The sequence below is a fragment of the Pseudomonas sp. D(2018) genome (assembly GCF_005502555.1).
Classification (GTDB): domain Bacteria; phylum Pseudomonadota; class Gammaproteobacteria; order Pseudomonadales; family Pseudomonadaceae; genus Metapseudomonas; species Metapseudomonas resinovorans.
In genome coordinates this window covers 1-21070 of record NZ_SCOK01000053.1, presented here as the reverse complement: position 1 = coordinate 21070, position 21070 = coordinate 1, and the positions used below count along the sequence as shown (strand labels likewise).

At 63.7% G+C, this 21070-nt stretch carries 20 protein-coding genes; 6 read left to right on the top strand and 14 right to left on the bottom strand.

Annotated features, from left to right (window positions below):
* Window positions 1-156: 156 nt before the first annotated feature.
* A complete protein-coding gene (locus tag FFS60_RS24055) occupies window positions 157-579 on the bottom strand; it encodes a hypothetical protein (RefSeq protein WP_028626480.1) in 423 nt (140 codons plus the stop codon).
* Window positions 579-1655 carry a hypothetical protein gene (locus FFS60_RS24050; protein WP_137823382.1) on the bottom strand — a complete coding sequence of 359 codons (1077 nt, stop codon included), beginning with the start codon at window positions 1653-1655 and terminating at the stop codon, window positions 579-581. Before FFS60_RS24050 ends, FFS60_RS24055 begins: the two co-directional genes overlap by 1 nt.
* 307 nt (window positions 1656-1962) lie before the next feature.
* Between FFS60_RS24050 and FFS60_RS24045 the strand changes: the two genes are divergently transcribed.
* Window positions 1963-2142 carry a hypothetical protein gene (locus tag FFS60_RS24045; RefSeq protein ID WP_137823381.1) on the top strand — a complete coding sequence of 60 codons (180 nt, stop codon included), beginning with the start codon at window positions 1963-1965 and terminating at the stop codon, window positions 2140-2142.
* 30 nt (window positions 2143-2172) lie between these two features.
* Here the strand turns inward: FFS60_RS24045 and FFS60_RS24040 are convergent, their stop codons facing one another.
* Together FFS60_RS24040 and FFS60_RS24035 are read right to left on the bottom strand one after the other, a co-directional pair.
* Window positions 2173-2646, bottom strand: coding sequence for a hypothetical protein (locus tag FFS60_RS24040; RefSeq protein ID WP_028626477.1), 474 nt, complete (start codon window positions 2644-2646; stop codon window positions 2173-2175).
* On the bottom strand, window positions 2643-3488 hold the full coding sequence (locus FFS60_RS24035) for a winged helix-turn-helix domain-containing protein (RefSeq protein ID WP_081667867.1): 846 nt from the start codon (window positions 3486-3488) through the stop codon (window positions 2643-2645). The genes FFS60_RS24040 and FFS60_RS24035 overlap by 4 nt, the downstream gene beginning before the upstream one ends.
* A 297-nt stretch (window positions 3489-3785) precedes the next feature.
* Between FFS60_RS24035 and FFS60_RS24030 the strand changes: the two genes are divergently transcribed.
* Both FFS60_RS24030 and FFS60_RS24025 read left to right on the top strand, forming a co-directional pair.
* On the top strand, window positions 3786-4469 hold the full coding sequence (locus tag FFS60_RS24030) for a DUF3313 domain-containing protein (protein WP_137823380.1): 684 nt from the start codon (window positions 3786-3788) through the stop codon (window positions 4467-4469).
* A 46-nt stretch (window positions 4470-4515) separates the two neighbouring features.
* Entirely contained in the window at window positions 4516-5016 is a 501-nt protein-coding gene (locus tag FFS60_RS24025; RefSeq protein WP_028626475.1) for a porin family protein, read from the top strand.
* A gap of 303 nt (window positions 5017-5319) precedes the next feature.
* Here the strand turns inward: FFS60_RS24025 and FFS60_RS24020 are convergent, their stop codons facing one another.
* The 3 genes from FFS60_RS24020 to FFS60_RS24010 form a co-directional block, all read right to left on the bottom strand.
* The gene (locus FFS60_RS24020) at window positions 5320-6279 is read right to left on the bottom strand and encodes an HlyD family secretion protein (protein WP_137823379.1); all 960 of its coding nucleotides are present in this window, start codon (window positions 6277-6279) and stop codon (window positions 5320-5322) included.
* 1 nt (window position 6280) lies between these two features.
* Window positions 6281-6634 (bottom strand): DUF3302 domain-containing protein, encoded by a 354-nt coding sequence (locus tag FFS60_RS24015; RefSeq protein ID WP_137823378.1) that lies wholly within the window; start codon window positions 6632-6634, stop codon window positions 6281-6283.
* Window positions 6635-6804: 170 nt separating this feature from the next.
* Window positions 6805-7461 (bottom strand): DUF3313 domain-containing protein, encoded by a 657-nt coding sequence (locus FFS60_RS24010; RefSeq protein ID WP_036996703.1) that lies wholly within the window; start codon window positions 7459-7461, stop codon window positions 6805-6807.
* Window positions 7462-7924: 463 nt separating this feature from the next.
* Here FFS60_RS24010 and FFS60_RS24005 point away from each other — a divergent pair, with 463 nt between their 5' ends.
* Both FFS60_RS24005 and FFS60_RS24000 read left to right on the top strand, forming a co-directional pair.
* Window positions 7925-8584, top strand: a complete 660-nt coding sequence (locus FFS60_RS24005) for a gamma-glutamylcyclotransferase (protein WP_028626472.1) — start codon at window positions 7925-7927, stop codon at window positions 8582-8584.
* Window positions 8585-8748: 164 nt separating this feature from the next.
* Window positions 8749-9021, top strand: coding sequence for a hypothetical protein (locus FFS60_RS24000; protein ID WP_137823377.1), 273 nt, complete (start codon window positions 8749-8751; stop codon window positions 9019-9021).
* A gap of 32 nt (window positions 9022-9053) precedes the next feature.
* Here FFS60_RS24000 and nirD read toward each other — a convergent pair whose 3' ends face one another.
* Both nirD and nirB read right to left on the bottom strand, forming a co-directional pair.
* Window positions 9054-9425: a nitrite reductase small subunit NirD gene (gene nirD / locus FFS60_RS23995; protein WP_028626470.1), complete on the bottom strand. Its 372-nt coding sequence runs from the start codon at window positions 9423-9425 to the stop codon at window positions 9054-9056.
* Complete coding sequence (gene nirB, locus FFS60_RS23990; protein ID WP_137823376.1) at window positions 9425-11986, bottom strand: nitrite reductase large subunit NirB; 2562 nt, start codon at window positions 11984-11986, stop codon at window positions 9425-9427. Before nirB ends, nirD begins: the two co-directional genes overlap by 1 nt.
* A gap of 747 nt (window positions 11987-12733) precedes the next feature.
* Between nirB and FFS60_RS23985 the strand changes: the two genes are divergently transcribed.
* Complete coding sequence (locus FFS60_RS23985) at window positions 12734-16861, top strand: sulfite reductase subunit alpha (protein ID WP_137823375.1); 4128 nt, start codon at window positions 12734-12736, stop codon at window positions 16859-16861.
* A 175-nt stretch (window positions 16862-17036) separates the two neighbouring features.
* Here FFS60_RS23985 and FFS60_RS23980 read toward each other — a convergent pair whose 3' ends face one another.
* The 5 genes from FFS60_RS23980 to FFS60_RS23960 all read right to left on the bottom strand — a co-directional run bounded on the left by FFS60_RS23980 (window position 17037) and on the right by FFS60_RS23960 (window position 20972).
* Window positions 17037-17648, bottom strand: coding sequence for a cysteine hydrolase family protein (locus tag FFS60_RS23980; RefSeq protein ID WP_028626467.1), 612 nt, complete (start codon window positions 17646-17648; stop codon window positions 17037-17039).
* A gap of 180 nt (window positions 17649-17828) precedes the next feature.
* Complete coding sequence (locus FFS60_RS23975; protein ID WP_028626466.1) at window positions 17829-18500, bottom strand: methyltransferase; 672 nt, start codon at window positions 18498-18500, stop codon at window positions 17829-17831.
* Window positions 18501-18695: 195 nt separating this feature from the next.
* On the bottom strand, window positions 18696-18905 hold the full coding sequence (locus FFS60_RS23970; protein WP_028626465.1) for a cold-shock protein: 210 nt from the start codon (window positions 18903-18905) through the stop codon (window positions 18696-18698).
* Between the two features lie 306 nt (window positions 18906-19211).
* Window positions 19212-19997 (bottom strand): histidinol-phosphatase, encoded by a 786-nt coding sequence (gene hisN / locus FFS60_RS23965; RefSeq protein ID WP_137823374.1) that lies wholly within the window; start codon window positions 19995-19997, stop codon window positions 19212-19214.
* Window positions 19998-20039: 42 nt separating this feature from the next.
* Window positions 20040-20972, bottom strand: a complete 933-nt coding sequence (locus FFS60_RS23960; protein WP_137823373.1) for a LysR family transcriptional regulator — start codon at window positions 20970-20972, stop codon at window positions 20040-20042.
* Window positions 20973-21070: the final 98 nt, after the last annotated feature.

Genomic DNA, 21070 nt, shown 5'->3' with positions numbered 1-21070 from the left:
TCATTTCCCCCGGTGAGCAGCGCCCCCGCTCGAAGCGGCCAAACGCGGCCCTCCGGCTGCGGGAAGGCCCGTCTGACCGCCAAGCCTCAAAGCATAGCCCTTGCCCCGACACGCAGCGCCCGCAATTGGCCAGATCGCAATGGCCGGCCTGTGGGTTCAGCTCGGCCGCAAGGCTTCGACCGGCAACAGGCCGGGGGCGTGGCATTCACCCTCGGCAGGCGGCGAATCATCGTCGGCGCTGAGGGGGTCACCCTCGGCGTCCAGGCCAACGATGCCCACGACCCGATAGCAGTCGACGTCCTCTTCCAGTGGGATGGCGAACAGCCGCACGGTTTCCGGTAGTGCGAAGCGATGCACCTCCTCACCGACGGGAATCCCGTCGCTATAGGCCTCCAGGTAAAGTTCGGCAGCCACTGCGTCCCCCGCTTCGTCGCGGCTCAGCACACCGACCAGGCTGTCTTCGTCGTCGATCGGTTGAAGCCAATGGCTGCGCAGATGCACATCCGCGGCCTGCACCGGCCCGGTTGCAGCCAGCCCGAGCAGGCAACAGAGCGCCAGGGCCTGGAAGGAAGGTCTCATCAGCGGCTGCTCAACTGGCCGTTGCCTTCCGGCATTGGCAGCCCGAGCCACTCCTGCCAGCGGCGCAGGTCGCCACGCGCCTTCTCGAACAGCGCGCCGGCTTGCAGCTTGTCCAGCGAGCTCACGCAATCCTCCAGCGGGGCGTCTTTACGCAGGCAGGGATTGTCTGGCGGCAACTGAGTGCCCGCCAGATAGGAAACCAGGAAATAGGTGGCCGCATTGTCGTTGGGGAAAATATGCCTGCCACCACTGTTCAGCCAGCCGCTCAGCGCTTCGGTCAGGTTGTCGGCATAGGCCTCGGCGTCGAGGGTGAAGTCGACTTCGGTGCAATCTTCCAGATAGAGGTTGCTGGCGCTGTCCTCAGTGCCCTTGCCGTACACGGTGCAGTACAGTTCCGCGTAATTCCCCTCGACTACCGGCTTGGCGTACTTGCTCGGGTCGCTATGGAGTTCGGCCTGCACGTTGAACATATCGCTGGCGCCCGGAAGCTCCAGGATCACGTCATCGGCGTAGTCGACCCGCACCGCCAGAATCTCGCCCGTCACGATGAGTTTGCGGCCCTTGAAGAAGGGGTCAGCGACCGCCTCGTCCCCTTCATAGAAACGCGCCAGTTTCGAACTGGGCATGCGCTCCACCGGATTGACCATCGACAGCTTGTTCAGTGCCGACTTCCCGCCAGCCAGGGCCACCAGGTAGTCCTGCTCCATGATGTGACGGAAGAAGTTCAGCGCACCCGGGTCGACGTCGGGACGGTTGGCGGCATCCTGACGGGACAGGTCCTGCCCACCGGAGAAGTAGCGCAAGGGCGCGGAGGCCTTGCCCAGATCCCGCGCGGTGGTGGCGATGTGCATGCCAAGCAGAAACAGCGGCACGGCCAGGATGGCCACGGCGACGCCGCTGCCCTTTCGTCCGGAAAGGCTCTCGATCGCTCGCCAGGACGCGGGGCACAACCAGACCGCACCGCAGAGCATCAATAGCCCACCGATGACGGAACTGCGCATGACCCCGAAGGACAGGGCGACAAGGACCGAGCACGCGGTCCAGCACATCAGCCGGATGACAGGTACAAACTTCATTCAACGCCTCTTCTCGTAGCAAGACTGGCCCCGGCTGTTCCCGGAAGGCCGCAGCCTCCCTCGGGTCATCGACCTCGGGACGGCCGGATTCTTGGGAAGAAGAAGCGGAAATGAAAATTACCAATCCTCATTTTCTGTCAGCAGGCTCCAGCGCCTGACCTCCCGCGCCCCGGACGAGCAAAAGCCCACCTCTGGCGCCTTCTGCGTGGCGTCGGAAGCTTCGCCGGCAATGAGCACTATTGATTCGCATCAGGCGTACGGTGGCGATGAGAATCGGCGGCGAGACCACTTCACTGGAGCGTTCATCATGCTGGTTCTGTGTCGCAATGTCGGGGAAAGCCTGGTCATCCAGCGCACGCCGGACACCCTCACCCGCATCAAGGTCATCCGCACGGAGCGGCCAACGGTCGTCCTGAGCGTGGAAACCCGGACGCTGGATGGAAGGCTCACGCAACGGAGCGAAATCCACCTGCGGGAGTCCGCCTGATGCCGGCGGAGAGGGCCGCCGGCCTGGTCGTCATCGGTTCAGGCAACGGACGTTGTCGATCTCCCGCGCGTAGTAGCAAATCACCTTGTCATCGGCGACCGGCAGGAACTCCAGGCGCAGCGTCGCCCCTATCGCCAGGCCGTACTGACGACCTAACAGCACATCGGGGATTTCGCTCATCCGCGCCATGGGCTTGGCGCGACTGGTCTGCGCCTTCTGCAGGCGGACATCGAGGCTGCGGGGGCCGAAATGAACGACGTCCGCCACTAGGGACGCGTAGCTCACCTCCCCGGCGACCCGCTCCATGGCAGCGAAGCTCATCACGTCACCCATGATGAGCCGCTCTTCCAGGCTGATCCGCGTACCGTCGTTGAGCACGATGGCGCTGGCACCGTGGTAGGAAACGCCGCGGGTATAGGCCGGGCGGTCGAGTACCAGGCCGGCAATGGCCAGCAGAGCCAGGCCGCCGAGAATGAAGGCGTGCTTGTAGCGGCGCAGCATCATGGCCAGCCCCTCATGCAGCGGCGGACCATCTCCAGTTGCAGGTTGGCCACCGGGTTGTCCTCGAGAAAGATCAGGTTCTCCGTCGCGCCATCGGCACGCACGCAACCGAGGTCGTAGAGTCGGTTCGAGCGATTGATCCAGATATGCCCGGCGATTCCCTCATCGCGGGTGTTCACGGCCACCTTGAAAGCCTCGCGGGTTCGGGCGTTCTCTTCGGCGCTGTCGCCAATGAAGTGGTAGGTCAGTGGCCCTGCCACCACCTCTTCGATCACCTGATCCGAGGCCGCGCCATCGAAGACGCCGAGGCGCTGCAAGGCCACCAGGGCGAGCAGGCCAACCATCAGTGCATAGGCGGGTAGCAGCAGTTTCGGCGAGCGGAGCAGTCCGGCCAGCCAAGGTTCCCGCGTGCCAGGCGCGGCATCGGGCGCAGGCGGGTCCACCGCTCCGGCACTCCCGACGGCAGTATCAGCAACGGGTATCGTCAGCGCCGGCGTGGATTCGGCCATCAGGTACTGTGCATTGAACCGATAGCCGCGCCGCGGCACCGTCTGCAGCAACTCATGATCGGTGCCGTCATCGATCAGATTGCGCAAGGTGAATATCGCCTGGTTCAGACTTCCGGCCGCAACGACTCGATTGTCCCAGGCGTATTCCATTATTTCATTGCGACTCCGGGTTTCCCCCGGGTTATCCAGCAGAAGTTGCAATAGGCGCGACTCCGAATAAGAGAGCGTCACCGCACGCGGCTCGCCCGAACTCGGGGTTATATGCAACTGATTATTTGCGGCATCGAACACTGCTTCGCCGCCACTTTTCAGTAAGAACTTGAATTGGCTTTTCATGAAAATTTGCTGAGCTTATTGATTGCATCACCCGTGGGAGAGGACGCGGATTCTCTCGCACATCGACTTTGCGCTGTGCACCTCACGGCATAAATAACGATTTTTGATTCTTGTTTTCGTCGCCCGTGCCCCAGAGTGCGGATGCGCCAGAGAGCGCGCAGCAAGGCGCTACGCGCGTCGCATTTCAAGGCTTGACGCCTGATGGCAGGCCAGACCGCCGCAATCGATGCCTTTTCCTGGCAGCCACTTCCCAGAGCCATGGATGGGCAGGTCGACGTGACTTCAACAGGAATCCCCATGCATCTCAAAGAACTTTCCATCCTTTCACTTTCGATACTCTTGTCCGGCTGTTCGATGGCTCCCAGCATCGACACATCCGGATCTTCCGGACAACAAGCCAATATCCCGCTGCAGGTCATCGAACGGGACGAAAAAACCATCGCCTGGAAGAAATACCCTGCACCACTATCAAGTAACCACGACAAGGCGATATTCATCGATTTACCAACTCCTCTTTCTCTCGCCAATAGCGACTCGACATTCAGCGAGTCCGATGCGGATACCAACAAACTGATTCTCCACTTCCGCAACCAACTCGAACGGCAACTTTCCAGCGCCGGCTACCGCCTGGTGGACAACCCCACCCCGGGAGCGCTGTCGCTCCGCGTCTCGATTACCGATCTCAAGCGCACACCGCGTGATCCGAGCGTCATGGAGTACATCCCGATCGGCTTCCTGGTCGGGCTCTCCCTGCACGCCACCGGTGTGCGCGACGAAACCCTCTACGTGTTCTTCCAGAGCGAGGTCAGCGATGGCCGCACGGGCGAAACCCTCGTCCGAGCCGTCGACCGCGCCAGCGGCAGGAACGTCGAGCAATCCGACAAGCCCGTCGTCGAGGACATCTATCCCGCCATGGATGCCGCGGCGCGGCAGATTCGCGAGCGCCTGGACAGGGAGTTCCAGCCGAAGGGATCGGCCTGATCCCCCCTCGTCCCTTTCACTTTCAACAAACCCCGCAGGAAGAAAAATGAAGTTCCGCAAGCAATTTGCAGCCACCCTACTTGCCCTGACCTCCCTGGGTGCCTTCGCCGATGACCGAGGACTCTATGTGGGCGGAGGTGTGACCCGCGTAGAAATCGACGACAACACCCTCGGCGACGATGACAACAGCTACAAGGCCTACGTCGGCTACCGCCTGAACCCATACCTGGCCGTGGAAGGCGCCTGGGTCGACCTGGGCAGTTTCGAAGGCAGCCGCGGCGACTTCGACGGTCACTCGCTCCAGGCCGCAGCCCACTTCGGCGTGCCGATCGGTGATCGCCTTCGCCTGTTCGCCAGTGCCGGCGTCCATGCCTGGGATGCCGAAGAAGACACCACTGGCGACAGCAGCGACCTGGATCTGACCTACGGCGTCGGGGTCGAACTGGACCTGTTCCGCAACATCGGCGTGCGCCTGGAGCAGGAAGTGCTGAAGGTCGGCGACATCGAGCTGGACCAGACCAGCGCCAGCGCCTACTTGCTGTTCTGATCGGCCCTGTCTGCGTTAGCTGTTGCCAATCCGCGTTCGCTAGCACGCTAGCGCCTACAAGGGATTCCACGCAGCTTACGCAGACATCACCTTCTGATTCCCTCGCGGCTCCTGCCCCGGCAGCGAGCCGCCCTCTTCCTCATCGATCTCCCGCCTCCCACGCCTCGCAGCAAAGCTGCATGACACAGGCGCCTCCGACTAGGTTTCCGCTGCATTCTTCCGCGTCAGATTGCACCGGGGCATACCCCGGCAGGATCAAAGCACCCGCGCCCGACTCAAGAGCCGGGCGCGGGGACGTACCGATCAATGGAAGGGGAAGACGTAGTTCATCCAGGACGCCATGCGCAGGAGGATCTTGCGCATCACCGCCACATGGTGGAAATGCTCGCTGTACAGCGCGGCCTGGCCATAGGAGCCACCGGGCATCAGCGTGGCGTACTGCGCGTAGTCGGGGTCGGTGATCTCGATGATCACCGGTACCCGCCCTGGCGGCGGCGAGCCACTGAAGCTGAGCAAGGTGCCGGAGGGCTGCACCTGACCTTCGCCGATCACCGCGATCACGTCCTTGACCTTGCCCTTGAATACGCGACCGGGAATGCCGTCGAAGGCCACTTCCGCCTCGTCGCCCGGGTTCAGGCGCAGTTGGCTGTTCTGCCGCATCCAGGCGGCGAAGTAATGCCCTTCATCCGGGATGAAGACCATGGACGGACGCAGCGGCAACTTGGTCGCCATCATCCCCGGACGCAACGACACATGGGTGACGAAACCTTTGCCGGGGGCACGCACCACGGTGTTGTCCAGCTCGAACAGAGCGACGTTCAGTTGCGCCTGCAAGTCTTCCACCCGCGCGGTGGTGAGGTCCACGTCGCGACGGTTGCCCACATTGCGCGCGGCCAGTTCCCGGGCGCGGGACTGGTCCGCGCGGGCCGATACCAACTGGGCCTTGAGCGACTTCACCCGGTTGTCGAACGGCGTCGGGTCGATGCGGAACAGCACATCCCCCTTCTCCAGCGGCTGGTTGGTCTTTACCGGCACCTCCACCACCTGACCGTTGACCGCCGGAATGACCGGCGTCGACACGAAATAGCTTCGCGCCACTTCGGAGTACGGGTGGTTGTAGTTCATCAGGAAGATCAGCGCACCGATCAGCACCACGCCACCCAGGGCGGCTGTGGGCACCGACCACTTGTTCAGCGGAATGCGGAAGATCTTGAAGATGGCGACGCAGATGGCCGTGTAGGTGAGGATCAGCAACAGGTCCATGTCAGGCCTCCTCTACTGCAGAGGCCGGGCGGGAGACGCTCGCCCCCTCCAGCCGTTCGAGGCGCTGGCGCATCTCGGCCAGTTGTTGCTCCAGCTCCGCCCTGGGGGCTCCAAAGCCCCAGCCACGATCCGTTCGGTACAACATCGCCCAGATCCACAGGAAGGGCCACAGTGCGTGGAGGGTGAACAGGCTCACCCAGCCGGCGGCATGGATAGCGTCCTGGTGCGGGTGGTTGCGCCGCTTGGCGATCCCGTAGGGAATGTCGTGAAGCACGATGATCCCGTAGAACAACACGATCACAACGAAGAACAGCACGCCTAGGGCGAAGTAATCGAGAAACCCATCACTGAGCATGTCATCACCTGATTGGCAGGGGGGGAAATCCGCGTCCGGCCGGGTGATGCCCGGCGTCGAACAAAATGCGGATTCGCGTCCAGGCCGCTCCGTAGCGCTCGATTCAGCGCGCGCGAAGGCGAACCGGCTGTTCGCCGGTTCCGGCCTGGTGGTTGATCGGGGGAGGCCTGTCAGGGCCTGAAGTGGCGTGCGTCTCGCGCCCAGTCATCGAGCACGGGCTTGAGGTCGTCCAGTATCAGAGGCGTCTTGCGGTTCTCCAGGCTCAATCCCTGGCCCTTGCGCACCATCCGGACAACGGGCTTGCCGCTGGCGGCGTCCACCGCCTCCAGCTCTGCGTAGAGGGTCACTTCCTGGTCACGGGTACCCGCGGCCGTGGTCGCGGCAGCGGCCAGCAGGGCAATCGGGATGACCTCGTAGGCCTTCAGGTGCTCGGTCGAGACCGCCACCGCGGAGATGGCCGGGCGCAGCACCAGGGTGTCCGCCTCGGGCTGCCCCACCAGACGCAACTTGCCCACCAGCTCGCGCTGCAGCGCGAGGCGCATGTAGGTGGCAATCTGGTCCAGGGTCTGCTGGCTCATCTTGTCGCTGGGTGCCTGGGCGGGATGGAACACCGGCTTCTCCACCAGGAGCGAACCATAGCGCTGCGGATCGAAATCCGGCGCCGTCCAGCGCAGCACCGGCTTGCCGCTGGCAGACATCGCTTCCTCGAGCTGCGAGTAATCCCCCAGGAAGCCCGAGTACTGCTCAGGCTGGGTGACGTTGCTTGCACAGCCACTGCCAAGCAGGACGATTCCAGCCAATGCAAATCCGAATAGCGGTTTCACCATAGAAGGCTCCATGAATGTCGGGGCGAACCGTGCAGGTTCTCCACCCCTTCCGACTGGCGGCAAAGACTAGGGACGGCCGCCCCCTACGGCTTCGCATTTCATGACAACTTCTTAGCATTTCATGACAGTGTGATGCCGTTCCTTGCAACAAAAGATGTCGTCATATCGCGAGCTACAGCGCCTGGACTGAACGGAATGAACCCGGCCCACAGGCGGTTCAGCGCGCCCCCGCCAGTTGCCACGCGTCGGGGGGGAAAACCTACGGCCGCTGGTGGTTATCGCCATCCGCAATAACCCGGCGCCAAATCATGCCTTTCCTTTATCAGCGGCTCATGACCCGCTGCGCCAACGGGAATTTTTTGCGGAATTCGACGACCGCCTGTTCGCCAGCGTCCCAACACCTGATACAAGAAGAGGCGAATCCCGGACGGGTTCGTACATCACCAGCACCCGCAGTACTTCTATGACAGGCAGCAATTCCGAAACGCCTTTCACGCTTTATCCGCCCCAGCTCGAACAGCCGGTGCAACTGACTCGCGCTGAATTACTCGCCTCCCTCGAAACCACCATGAATCGCCATCGCGGTGGACCGGTCTGGCTGTTCGCCTATGGCTCGCTGATCTGGCGTCCGGAATGCCCCACGGTGGAAACCCGCCGCGCGCGCGTGCATGGCTACCATCGTGGGCTCTATCTGTGGTCGCAGATCCACCGTGGCACGCCGCAAACCCCCGGCCTCGTGCTGGGTCTGGACCGCGGCGGCTCCTGCGCCGGCTTCGCCTACCGCCTGCCGGAGGAGCAACTGGAAGAGCATCTCTTCGCCTTGTGGCAGCGGGAAATGCCCGATGCGGCGTACCAGCCGAAGTGGCTGAGCTGCCAGCTGGAGCGTGGGCCCAAGGTGCAGGCCCTGGGCTTCGTGCTGCGACGCAATATTTCCTGCTACGCCGGCGCGCTGCCGGACCATGTGCTGCGCCAGGTGTTCGACAGTGCCAGCGGCCACTACGGCAGCACCCGCGACTACGTGGAGAAGACCGCGAACACCCTGCGCGCGCACGCCATGCCTGACCGCAAGTTGGAAGAAGCCCTGGTGCGTTGCTGCAAGCAGGGCGCGCTGAGTTTCAGCTGACGGCTCTGGAGTGCACTTTCCCAGTACGGTCGCGGCTCATCGCGACAATATCCCTACCTGCCAACACGAAAAATCGGACAGGGGTCATGCCTTGAAACCCTACAGGCCGACTGGGTAGCTTTTTCGCCCCTATTCCACCTACTGCACCCCGAGCGATCCAGCGCATGATGATTCCGCACCGTTTCCCCACCCTCGATGAATTCCCCGACGACGTGCTGGACGTCCGCGCCGACTCCAGCCCCGAGGCCTGCCGCCGCCTCGGCGACTATCGATTGGTGCAGGTGACCCGCCTCATCGAGCGACTGCGCATTGAGCAGGCGTCCGACAGTGCCGGCTACCTGAGCCGCGAAGCCGTGCTGTCGGGCATGGAGGCACTGCTGATGGATGCCCACCTGATGTATACGCGCGCGTATCGGCCGCCTTGTGGCAAGGCCTGAACCCTGGCCCCGATCCGAGGCCATTTGCCTGTTCACTCCACCCTGATTTCCACAACATCCCCCTCCAGGCGCACGGGCCAGACCCGCAGCTGCTGTTCCGGATACTCCAGGCAGGTGCCGTCTTCCAGGCGGTAGTGCTGTTTGTAAAGCGGTGAGGCGATCACCAGGTCGCCGCCCAGGTGACCGACGATGCCGCGGCCAATGACATTGGCGCCGGCCAGCGGGTCGTGGTTATCCACCGCGAAGAGCTGGCGCCCTTCCTCCCCTTCGGGCAGGTAGAAGAGCGCCACCTGGGCACCCTCCCACCAGGCCACCACGCCCGAATTGGGCACCAGGTCCTGGCGCGAGCAAACGCGCTGCCAGCTTTCCGATATGTCGATGCGTTGTGCGCTCTGCTGGGCCATCAGACCACCTCCTCGGCTACGGGAATAAGGGTGAGCTCAGCCGCCTTCGCCGGACGGATCTGCCCACGTTCGTTGACGAAATGGATATCCGGGTCACCACGGCCGTCGTTGACGAAGGTGCGGAAGCGCTTGAGCTTCTCCGGGTCCTTGATGGCGTTGGCCCACTCGCATTCGTAGCGATCCACCACCAGTTGCATCTGGGCTTCCAGCTCATCGCCCAGGCCGAGGCTGTCGTCGATGATCACCGCCTTGAGGTAATCCAGCCCGCCTTCCAGGCTCTCGCGCCAGACGGAGGTGCGCTGCAGCTTGTCGGCGGTGCGGATGTAGAGCATCAGGAAGCGGTCGATGTAGCGGATCAGGGTCTCGTCATCGAGGTCGGTGGCGAACAACTCGGCGTGGCGCGGGCGCATGCCGCCGTTGCCGCAGACGTAGAGGTTCCAGCCCTTCTCGGTGGCGATCACGCCCACGTCCTTGCTCTGTGCTTCGGCGCACTCGCGGGTGCAACCGCTGACCGCGAACTTGAGCTTGTGCGGCGAGCGCAGGCCCTTGTAGCGGTTCTCGATGTCCAGGGCCATTTTCACGCTGTCCTGCACGCCGTAGCGGCACCAGGTGCTGCCCACGCAGGACTTCACGGTACGGGTGGACTTGCCATAGGCATGGCCGGTCTCGAAACCGGCGGCGATCAGTTCGCCCCAGATGTCCGGCAGCTCGTGCAATTGGGCACCGAACAGGTCGATACGCTGGCCGCCGGTGATCTTGGTGTAGAGGTTGTACTTCTTCGCCACCTCGCCAATCGCGATCAGGCCTTCCGGGGTGATCTCGCCACCGGGGATGCGCGGCACCACCGAGTAGGTGCCGTTCTTCTGCATGTTGGCCATGAAGGTGTCGTTGGTGTCCTGCAGCGGCACCAGCCAGGGGTTCTGGATCGGACGGTTCCAGCAGGAGGCGAGGATGGAGCCGATGGCCGGCTTGCAGATTTCGCAGCCCACATGACCGCGACCGTGCTTGGCGAGCATTTCCTCGAAGGTCTCGATGCCTTCCACACGCACCAGGGCGTAGAGCTCCTGGCGGGTGTAGGCGAAGTGTTCGCAGAGGCTCTTGTCCACTGCCACGCCACGGGCGGACAGTTCGTGCTCCACCACCTGCTTGAGCAGCGCCGCGCACCCGCCGCAGCCGGTGGCCGCCTTGGTGCAGGCCTTGACCCCGGCGACGTCGGTGCAGCCAGCGTCGATGGCGGAGCAGATTGCCCCCTTGCTGACGTTGTGGCAGGAACAGACGGTGGCGGTGGCCGGCAGCGCATCGGCGCCCAGGGCCGGGGCGCCCTCGCCCGCCGGCAGGATCAGGCTGGCCGGATCGGCCGGCAGTTTGATGCCGTTCTGCACGTACTGCAGCAGGGTGTCGTAGTAGCTGTTGTCGCCCACCAGCACGGCCCCCAGGGCCTGCTTGCCATCAGCGGAAACCACCAGCCGGCGGTAACTGGAGGTGGCTTCGTCGATGAAGCGATAGCTGCGAGCCCCCGGCAATGCACCGTGGGCGTCGCCGATGGAGCCCACGTCCACGCCGAGCAGCTTCAGCTTGGTGGACATATCGGCGCCGATGAAGGGGTCGGCCTCCTCGCCACAGAGCTGCGCGGCGACGCTGCGGGCCATCTGGTAACCGGGAGCGACCAGGCCGAAGATGCTGCCGTTCCAGGCCGCGCACTCACCGATGGCATAGATGTTCGCGTCCGAGGTCAGGCACTGACCGTCGATGGCCACACCGCCACGCGCCCCCAGCTCCAGGCCGCTCTGGCGGGCCAGGGCGTCCTGCGGGCGGATGCCGGCGGAGAAGACGATCAGGTCGGTTTCGAGGAAATCCTCACCGGCGAAGTTCATCCGGTAGCGGTACTCCGCGCCGGCACTGATGGATTGGGTGGCCTTGGACAAGTGCACGCCCACGCCCAACGCCTCGATGCGCGCCTTGAGCGCCTGGCCGCCCTGGTCGTCCAGCTGCACCGGCATCAGGCGCGGGGCGAACTCCACCACATGGGCGTCGAGGCCGAGGGACTTCAGCGCATTGGCCGCTTCCAGGCCCAGCAGGCCGCCGCCCACCACCACGCCACGGCGTGCGTTGGCCGCCGCATCACGAATGGTGTCGAGGTCCGCCAGGGTGCGATAGACCAGCCGCGAGTTGCCCTCGGCACCCTCGATGGGCGGCACGAAGGGATAGGAACCGGTAGCCAGCACCAGCTTGTCGAAGGCCACGCAGCCGTTGGCGGTGATCACCTCGCGACGCTCTCGGTCGATCTCCAGTACCGGCACACCCAGATGCAGCGTCACGCCCGGAGTGCGGTAGAGGCTGGCCTCGCCCAGGGCCAGGGACTCGGCATCACGGCCACCGAAGTATTCGGACAGGTGAACACGGTCATAGGCGCGCAGCGGTTCCTCACTGAAGACCTCGATGCGATAGCGGTCCAGCGCGCCGCGTTCGATCAGTTGCTCGACGCAATGATGGCCGACCATGCCATTGCCGATGACGATCAGCGTTTGCACATCAGGAGTGGAAGCGACGTTGGAGTTCATAGGTAGCACCCGGCCCAAGCCAATCACGTTTTTCGGGGGCAAAAAAAAAGCGCCTGGGACTTATCGTCCCAGGCGCCTTTGCCTGTTCGTTCATGGGTGCCGCCGAGCCACACTGCCTGGCGCACCTGTCAAAACCTATCCACAATCTGCTGCGCGTCGGAACAACCGCGTTGAAAATGGCTTCGGACTGCTCATTTACAACTCGTAAACTCCGCGTCCTCAGCCATTCCCGCCTTGTTCTTCTCTAGCTCGCGAGATCGTGAACAGGCTTTGGCCCGGGAAGCGATCGCCATTGATCTGCCGGGCCACCCACCGCACTGTTCGTGGTGGGCCTGGTCCTGCCTATGCAGTGGCTGTGCCAGATTGTCGAAAGCGCGCTTCCCAACGCATCCAGAGCCAGGTCCAGCACCAGTAATGGCGCGCCCTGCAGCGATTCGTGCAGCCGCCATTCCCGGCTGCAGCGACGCTCGTGACGAGCGCCCGCCAAGGAACCAAAACGGTGCGACAACACGCATCACGCCCCATCCTGAAGCCAGCCAACACCGCTCGAACTCCACCTGATAAATGCCTGCAGGGGCCGCCACGCAAAGCCTTGGCGAGGATTGCAGCGGACTTGGCATGTGCCTTGCGATAGCCCCGCCAAGGCAATCAATGCCGATTGCCCTACCCCACGACAAAGGCGCCGTGTCTCCCCCGTTTCGACGGTGGGTGGCATGGCGCTTTTTCGTTTCCGCGCAAGGTACGGATATGGCGAACAAGACAGTGCGAAGCGTGTGTCCCTATTGCGGCGTCGGCTGCGGCATCGTCATGGAGGTCGCGAACAACCGCGTGGTCAAGGTGACGGGCGACAAGAACCACCCAAGCAACTTTGGCCGCCTCTGCACCAAGGGCAATACCTGCGCCCAACCGCTCACCGGCTCCGGCCGCATGGAGCACGCCTACCTGCGCCACGAGCGCAGTCGCGACCCGGTGCGCACCGGCATCGACGAGGCGATCCAGGACACCGCCAGCCGGCTGCGCGCGCTGCTCGACACTCAGGGTCCTGACGCCATTTCCTTCTATGTATCCGGGCAGATGTCCCTGGAGGCGCAGTACCTGGCCAACAAGCTGGCAAAGGGGTTCATCCGCACCCGTCACGTCGAATCCAATTCGCGGCTGTGCATGGCCAGTGCCGGCAGCGGCTACAAGCTCTCCCTCGGCTCGGACGGCCCGCCCGGCTCCTACCGGGACCTCGACACGGCCGACCTGTTCCTGGTGACCGGCGCCAACATGGCCGACTGCCACCCGATCCTTTTCCTGCGCATGATGGACCGGGTCAAGGCCGGGGCGAAGCTGATCGTGGTCGACCCGCGTCGCACCGCCACCGCCGACAAAGCCAGCCTCTACCTGCCGATCAAGCCCGGCACCGACCTCGCCTTGCTCAACGGCCTGCTCCATCTGTTGCACAAGAACGGCCACACCGACCCGGCCTTCATCGCCGCCCACACCCAGGGCTGGGAGGCCATGCCGGCCTTCCTCGAGGACTACGCACCGGAGCGTGTCGCCGCCATCACCGGCCTGCCTGAAGCCGACATCCGCAAAGCCGCCCAATGGATCGGCGAATCCAAAGAGTGGATGAGCTGCTGGACCATGGGCCTCAACCAGAGCACCCACGGCACCTGGAACACCAACGCCCTGTGCAACCTGCACCTGGCCACCGGCGCCATCTGCCGACCCGGTAGCGGCCCCTTCTCCCTTACCGGCCAGCCCAACGCCATGGGCGGTCGCGAGATGGGCTACATGGGCCCCGGCCTGCCTGGCCAGCGTTCGCTGCTGGTGGAGGCCGACCGCCAGTTCATCGAAGACCTGTGGCAACTGCCGCGCGGCCACCTGCGCCAGGACGGCGGCAACGGCACCGTGGCCATGTTCGAGGCCATGCGCGCTGGCGATATCAAAGCCTGCTGGATCATCTGCACCAACCCGGTCGCCACCGTGCCCAACCGCCGCCAGGCGATCGAGGGGCTGCAGAATGCCGAACTGGTGATCACCCAGGACGCCTTCCTCGACACCGAGACCAACCGCTACGCCGACATCCTCCTGCCCGGCGCACTCTGGGCCGAGGCCGAAGGCGTGATGATCAACTCCGAGCGCAACCTGACCCTCACCCAGAAGGCCGTGGACGCGCCCGGCGACAGCCTGCCGGACTGGCAGATCATCGCCCGCGTCGCCTGCGCGATGGGGTTCGCCGAGGCCTTCGACTACGCGTCCGCCGCCGAGGTGTTCGAAGAAATCAAACTCGCCTGGAACCCCAAGACCGGCTACGACATCCGCGGCGCCAGCTACGAGCTGTTGCGCCAGGGTCCGCAACAATGGCCCTGCGCGCCCGGCTCGAAGGCCAACGCGCGCAACCCGATCCGTTACTTCAACGACGGGGTGAGCCAGGCAATGAAGATCGGTGCCGACGGCACACGCCCGGCCATCGCCTTCGCCACCGACAACGGCAAGGGCAGGTTCTTCGCCCGGCCGCACATGGACCCGGCGGAACTGCCTGACGACGCCTTCCCCCTGGTGCTCAACACCGGCCGCGTGCAGCACCAGTGGCACACCCTGACCAAGACCGGTCAGGTGGCCACCCTGAACAAGCTCAACCCCGGCACCTTCCTGGAAATCCACCCGAGTGACGCCAGCCGCCTCGGTATCGCCGACAAAAGCCAGGTAGAAGTGCGCTCGCGCCGTGGCCGCGCCGTGCTGCCGGCCGTGGTCACCGACCGCGTGCAACCGGGCAACTGCTTCGCGCCCTTCCACTGGAACGACCGCTATGGCGAAGACCTGGCAATCAACGCCGTGACCAGTGATGCCATCGACCCCATTTCGCTGCAGCCGGAGTTCAAATACAGCGCCGTCGCCCTGGCGCCGGTCGCCCCGGCCAGCCCCCCGCTCATCCCCTTGGTAGAAGTCGAGCCGGTCGCGGTCAGCGCCGCTGCCGGTTTTCCGGAGGAACTCGCCGACATGCCGATCAATGCCTTCGCCCGTCTGCTGAACCTCGACGCCAGAGCCGACCTCAGCCTGGCGCCCACCGAGCAACGCTACCTGCAGGGCTACCTGCTCGGCCTGCGCAGCGAGGAAAGCCGCAAGCAAGGTGGCGTGCCCACCCTGCCGGCCAGCGCACCGCTGGCCCCGGAAACCCGCCTGCTGCTGGACGGCATGCTCGCAGGGCTGTTCTCCCGCAGCTGGGAAGCGCCTACGGCCGTCACGAACCCAACGCCGTCGGCGGGGAATTCACTGCTGGTGCTCTGGTGCTCGCAGACCGGCAATGCGGAAAGCTTCGCCACCGCCTGTGCCGACGCACTGAAACGCGAGGGCCATGCGGTAAAGGTGCACTGCATGGACGCCATCCAGCCCGCCGAGCTGGCCAGCGCCGACACCGCCCTGCTGATCGCCAGCACCTTCGGCGACGGCGATCCGTCTGACAACGGTGCGTCGCTCTGGAGCGCGCTGAACGCGGACAGCGCCCCCTCCCTCAGCGGCCTGGACTTCGCCGTGCTGGCCATGGGCGACTCCAACTACGACCAGTTCTGCGGTTTCGGCCGCAAGCTCGATGCCCGCCTGGAAGCCCTCGGTGCGCGCCGCCTGGTGCCACGCGTGGACTGCGAGCCGGAGTACGAAGAACCGGCGCGCGCCTGGCTGGCCGCCGTCCGCGGTGCCCTGGCCAGTACAACGGTTCCGCTGCCGGTGCTGGAAACCGCTGGTGCGCCCGCCGAGGACGCAGCGCCACCGCTGTACAGCCGTCAGCGCCCTCTGGCCAGCCGGCTGCTACGCAACCCCGTGCTGAATGCGCCCGGTTCCAGCAAGGAGACCCGGCAGGTCGTCCTCGACCTCAAGGGCAGCGGCCTCGACTACCGGGCCGGCGATGCATTGGGCGTGTGGCCGAGCAACTGTCCGTCGCTGGTGAACGAGGTCCTCAGCGCACTGGATCTGGACGGCGATCAGTTGGTCGAGGTGAAAGACCTGGGTGTCCTGCCGCTGGCAAAGGCACTGGGCCGACATTTCGAGATCGCCAAGGTCACCCCTGATCTGCTGCGCTTCATTGCCGAACGCTCTGGCAGCGCGGCGCTGGCACGCCTGCTGGAACCGGCGAACAAGGCCGAACTGGAGGATTGGCTCTGGGGCAAACAGCTGGCCGACCTGCTGCGCACCTGCCCCATCCAGATCAACGCGGACGAGCTGCTGGACCGGTTGAAGCGCCTTCAACCTCGCCTCTATTCCATTGCCTCCAGCCCCCTGGCGACCCCGGACGAGGTGCACCTGACCGTGTCCACCGTCCGTTATCAATGCGAGGGCCAAAACCGTGCCGGCGTCTGCTCGGCGTTCCTCGCCGACCGTGCCGGCCGTGGCGAGGTGTCGATCTTCATCCAGAAGGCGGCCCACTTCCGCGTACCGGCCGATCCGGAGCGGCCGATGATCATGGTCGGCCCCGGCACCGGTATCGCCCCCTTCCGCGCCTTCCTGCAGGAACGTGAGGCCCTCGGTGCCAAGGGCCGCAACTGGCTGTTCTTCGGCGAACAGCGGGAAGCGACCGACTTCTACTACCGCGACGAACTGCATGCCTGGCAGGCCAGCGGCCACCTGCATCGCCTGGATACCGCCTTCTCCCGCGACCAGGCGGAAAAGGTGTATGTGCAGCAACGCATGCTCGAACAGGGTGCCGAGCTCTGGCGCTGGCTGGAGGACGGCGCACACTTCTACGTCTGTGGCGACGCCAGCCGCATGGCCAAGGATGTGGACGCCGCACTCAAGGCGGTGGTGCGCGAGCATGGTGGCCTCAGCGCAGCGGATGCCGAGACCTATGTCAGCAACATGGCGCGGGAGAAGCGCTATGTGAGGGATGTGTATTGAGGACGAATGAATTGGCTATGTCTGCAGTACGTCTTGTAGGCAGCTGCATTGCCCGTAGGAGCTGGCTTGCCAGCGAATGGCGGCGTTTCGCTGGCAAGCCAGCTCCTACAAGGCTCTTGGCCCGATGGTCAATCTCTCGCAACAGCTAACGCAGACATAGCGAATGAATTCGCCCTTACAGGAGCGCGCCCAGCACTTCCTCAGTGGTGAGGATCGCATGGGCATAAGTCGGCCCGTTCAGCTCATGGGCCGCGTGCATGGCCTCAGGCGAGAAAGCCGCCGTGGCATCGGTCACCAGCGTCACGTGGTAACCCAACTCTGCGGCGAAACGCCCGGTGGATTCGATGCAGGTATTGGCGAGCATCCCGATCAGGATCACCTGCTGCACGCCGTGCTGCTTGAGCTGGTAGTCCAGGTCGGTATTGGCGAAACCACTACCGCCCCAGTGCTCCTGGATCATCACGTCCTGCTCCATCGGCTGGAAATCAGGGTGCCATTCCCCACCCCAACTGCCCGCAGCGAACACCTGGGCGCGGCTGGCACCCAATTGGTAGGGGCTGGGGTGCTTCCAGGTCTTGAAGTCGTTCGGCCGCGCGCGATGGTGTGGCACATAGAAAACCTGAATCCCTGCCTTGCGCGCTGCTGCCAGCACCCGGCGCAGGTTATCCAGCGTGCCCACGGCGTCGGCGACCGGTTTGGCCAGGCCATTGAGCTTGCCGCCTTCACTCAGGAAATCGTTATACGGGTCCACCAGCAGCAGGCCGCTGCTCTCGCGTGGGTAGGTCATGACGCTGCCTCGGCACAATCAGTAACCTGAGCCAGTGTAGATAGCCCCTGACCAAATCGCTCTGCGTGCACAGAGAATGCGGCACTTTTGGTCGATCTCATGGGAGAGATCTGGCCAGAAGACGGATAGAGAGTCAGCGAGAAGCAGAATCTCGAATTCAGTTCGGGTCCTGCAGAGCCTTCACAGATTGAATCGGGAGTCGTCGCGCTGGAAATGCAGAAGCGACCCCTTGAAGGCTTCGCCATTGCCCAGAAGGCAGTTCATTTTGCTGGTGCTCGACACATAGTCGAGCTCGACCATTTCCCGACAGAAGCTGGACCGGTTCGAGCGATTGGGGTCGACGATGTAGACGTCCACCGTATCGGCCGAGTGCCGGTCGATGAAATCTGCGAGCAGCGCCGGCTGGCCACGCTCATAGATGAGGTCACTACCGATGATCATGTCGAACACGCCCAACCCATCTTCGAGGTCGGACCAGTCCGCCGCCTGGTACTTGAGGGGGCCGAGATCGTTCAGGCGCAAATTTTCTTTCAGGAAATCGGGGATCAGCGGGTGATAGTCGCTGGCGGTGATATCGCCACCCCGGCGATGTACTACAAGGCTGGCCAGAGCCAGGCCGGCCCCCACTTCGAGGATGCGTTTGCCTTCCAGGTCCATCGTGAGCATCGCCAGCGCAAGGACCTGCCCGGATGGCCAGACCTGGCCAAACAGCGGCCAGCTTTCGGGCGATATGCCCAAGTTCTCTGCCACCATTCCAGGATCGTGATATTGCTGGTGATCAAGCAACGAGCGGATATGAAAGTCCATATCGCCCACGGATATATCTTGATACCTGACCTCATAGCCTGGCATGCGGAACTCCCTATTCAGTGAGTGTTGCCGCCAGATGCGCAGCACTGGATAGTTAATTGGTAACTATCGACAGTACATGGAGGCAAAGCGAAGTAAGTTCCTGCTGCCAATTCACAAGCCAGCGAAACTATTGGAATTTTTTGGAGCAGAAATAGAAAAGCCCCGTATAACGGGGCTTTTCGAGGCGGTAAAGTATCAGACTACCTGAACTTTATCCGCTTGCAGGCCTTTCTGGCCACGTACGACTTCGAAAGTCACTTGCTGGCCTTCGCTCAGGCTCTTGAAGCCAGTGCTTTCGATCGAACGGTAGTGAACGAACAGATCAGCGCCTTCTGCGGGGGTGATGAAGCCGAAGCCTTTTTCATCGTTGAACCACTTGACGGTGCCGGATTGACGATTGGACATTTCATAACTCCAAGATAAAAATAAATAACCCTGATAAAAACTCAGGAAATTACTGAAGTGCTAAAGCTGTAACGAATCGAGGAGATGAAATAACTTCAATCAGAACATCGAACCAAGTATCGCAGAGACAATCGCAGAGCAGTGGACGCGACTATACGCGGTTCGATCAGGATGTACAGGTTTATTTTCAGGCACATTAATTGCGCCGGTGAATACGCTTGGCATTCATGCGCTTAGGCGCCGAATGCAGAAATTTCCGCAGGCGGGATGCCAGAAAGCCACCAGCCCCCCGCCGCGATTCATTCATCACACCGTCCGCATCAGTTCCAGTATCTGGGCGTGCAGGCGCGGGTCGCCGCAGGCGATGACATCGCCGCCGTGCTGTGCGTCGCCACCATCCCAACGGGTCACCACACCGCCCGCGCCCTCGATGATCGGTATCAGCGCCTGGATGTCGTAGGGCTTGAGACCCGGATCGAGCACGACGTCCACCAGCCCCAGGGCGAGCATGCAGTAGGCGTAGCAATCGCCGCTGTAGCGCACCAGCCGCACGTCGTTCGAGAGCTGCTTGAACAGGTCGCTGTAAGGCGGCTGCTGGAAATGCTCGGGGCTGGTGACCATCAGGGTCGCATCGGCCAACCGGCTGCAGGCACGGGTCTGGATCGGGCGGCCGTTGAGCGAGGCGCTGCTGCCGTCGCCGACGAAGCGCTCACGGGTAAAGGGCTGGTCCATCATGCCCAGCGCCGGGCGGGTGCCGTCGTTGAGGGCGATCAGGGTGCCCCAGAGCGGAATGCCACTGATAAAGGAGCGGGTACCGTCCACCGGGTCCAGTACCCAGGTCCAGGGTTCCTCGCCCGCGATGTTCTCCTCCTCCTCGCCCAGCACGCCATGGCCGGGATAGCGCTCGCCGATCAGCGCACGCATGGCCCGCTCGGCGCCCTTGTCGGCCAGGGTCACGGGGTCGAAGCGCTCGGCCTCCTTGTTCTCCACCTCCAGAGGCAGGCGAAAGTAGGTCAGGGTCACCCGGGCCGCCGCATCAGCCAGCTCTTCAGCGAACTCCAGGTACTCGGGAGGGAGGGTTTGATCGTTCATGGGGACTCCGTTTCGGGCGAATCAGCAGGTTTCCAGCATAGGTCAGGCGCCCAGGCTTCCGGCGAAGCGCCGGTCCAGCCGTTCGCGCTGGAAATGCTCGGTGAGAAAGTCGATGAAGGCGCGGGTCTTGGCCGGCAGCAGGCTGCGGCTGGGGTAATAGAGAGCAATGGTACCGGCATCGGCGTACCACTGGGGCAATAGTCGCACCAGTTCGCCTCGCTCCAGCCAGGGCAGCACGTCGGGTACCGCCAGCAAGGCCACGCCGAGGCCCAACAGCGCCGCTTCGCGCATGGCCGCGGGGTCGTTGAGCATGAGGGTCTCGGCCAGTGGCGCGGCCACTTCGTTGCCGGCGGCGTCACGCAGGCTCCAGTGGCGCATCCGGCCGGTGCGGGAGGAGCGCATGACGATGCCGTCGAAGTCGATCAGCCCGGCCGGATCGGTGGGCAGGGTGCGGTCCGCCAGATAGGCCGGCGCCGCCACTGCGATGATGTGAGCCGGCGCCAATGGCCGCGCCACCACGCCCTGGGCCAGTTCGAAACCGCCGCCGATGGCCAGGTCATAGCCTTCGGCAATCAGGTCCACCGGGCGGTTTTCCAGGTGCCACTCCGGACGCACCTGGGGGTAGCGGGCCCGGAAGGCCGGCAGCAAGGGCAGGATGTGAGTCATGCCGAAGCTCGGCGCCATGCTCAGCTTGAGTATCCCGGAAGGCTCGCCCTGATCGTTGCCCACCGCTGCAATGGCCGACTGCAGGGCCTCCAGGTTTCCGCCGATGGCCTGGAGGAAGCGTTCACCGGCTTCGGTCAGGGTGATCTTGCGGGTGGAGCGCTGGAACAGGCGCACGCCGAGGTTGCGCTCGAGCATGGCAACGTTGCGGCTGACAGCGGCCGGCGTCAGGGCGAGGCGACGCGCGGCGGCGGAGAAGCTGCCGGTCTCGGCGCTGCGCACGAAGGACTCCAGGTTGGCGAGGGTTTCCATCGGCCGACCTTATATCAATGCTTGAAAATCATTCAAGGCATTACCCACTAATCAATGATCAATCCGGAGGGGATAGTGGACTCACTCCCACCCCACCC

Bases quoted from the DNA above. Each gene is read 5' to 3' on its own strand.
- FFS60_RS24055 (WP_028626480.1), bottom strand. From the start codon at position 579: ATGAGACCTTCCTTCCAGGCCCTGGCGCTCTGTTGCCTGCTCGGGCTG.
- FFS60_RS24050 (WP_137823382.1), bottom strand. From the start codon at position 1,655: ATGAAGTTTGTACCTGTCATCCGGCTGATGTGCTGGACCGCGTGCTCG.
- FFS60_RS24045 (WP_137823381.1), top strand. From the start codon at position 1,963: ATGCTGGTTCTGTGTCGCAATGTCGGGGAAAGCCTGGTCATCCAGCGC.
- FFS60_RS24040 (WP_028626477.1), bottom strand. From the start codon at position 2,646: ATGATGCTGCGCCGCTACAAGCACGCCTTCATTCTCGGCGGCCTGGCT.
- FFS60_RS24035 (WP_081667867.1), bottom strand. From the start codon at position 3,488: ATGAAAAGCCAATTCAAGTTCTTACTGAAAAGTGGCGGCGAAGCAGTG.
- FFS60_RS24030 (WP_137823380.1), top strand. From the start codon at position 3,786: ATGCATCTCAAAGAACTTTCCATCCTTTCACTTTCGATACTCTTGTCC.
- FFS60_RS24025 (WP_028626475.1), top strand. From the start codon at position 4,516: ATGAAGTTCCGCAAGCAATTTGCAGCCACCCTACTTGCCCTGACCTCC.
- FFS60_RS24020 (WP_137823379.1), bottom strand. From the start codon at position 6,279: ATGGACCTGTTGCTGATCCTCACCTACACGGCCATCTGCGTCGCCATC.
- FFS60_RS24015 (WP_137823378.1), bottom strand. From the start codon at position 6,634: ATGCTCAGTGATGGGTTTCTCGATTACTTCGCCCTAGGCGTGCTGTTC.
- FFS60_RS24010 (WP_036996703.1), bottom strand. From the start codon at position 7,461: ATGGTGAAACCGCTATTCGGATTTGCATTGGCTGGAATCGTCCTGCTT.
- FFS60_RS24005 (WP_028626472.1), top strand. From the start codon at position 7,925: ATGACAGGCAGCAATTCCGAAACGCCTTTCACGCTTTATCCGCCCCAG.
- FFS60_RS24000 (WP_137823377.1), top strand. From the start codon at position 8,749: ATGATGATTCCGCACCGTTTCCCCACCCTCGATGAATTCCCCGACGAC.
- nirD (WP_028626470.1), bottom strand. From the start codon at position 9,425: ATGGCCCAGCAGAGCGCACAACGCATCGACATATCGGAAAGCTGGCAG.
- nirB (WP_137823376.1), bottom strand. From the start codon at position 11,986: ATGAACTCCAACGTCGCTTCCACTCCTGATGTGCAAACGCTGATCGTC.
- FFS60_RS23985 (WP_137823375.1), top strand. From the start codon at position 12,734: ATGGCGAACAAGACAGTGCGAAGCGTGTGTCCCTATTGCGGCGTCGGC.
- FFS60_RS23980 (WP_028626467.1), bottom strand. From the start codon at position 17,648: ATGACCTACCCACGCGAGAGCAGCGGCCTGCTGCTGGTGGACCCGTAT.
- FFS60_RS23975 (WP_028626466.1), bottom strand. From the start codon at position 18,500: ATGCCAGGCTATGAGGTCAGGTATCAAGATATATCCGTGGGCGATATG.
- FFS60_RS23970 (WP_028626465.1), bottom strand. From the start codon at position 18,905: ATGTCCAATCGTCAATCCGGCACCGTCAAGTGGTTCAACGATGAAAAA.
- hisN (WP_137823374.1), bottom strand. From the start codon at position 19,997: ATGAACGATCAAACCCTCCCTCCCGAGTACCTGGAGTTCGCTGAAGAG.
- FFS60_RS23960 (WP_137823373.1), bottom strand. From the start codon at position 20,972: ATGGAAACCCTCGCCAACCTGGAGTCCTTCGTGCGCAGCGCCGAGACC.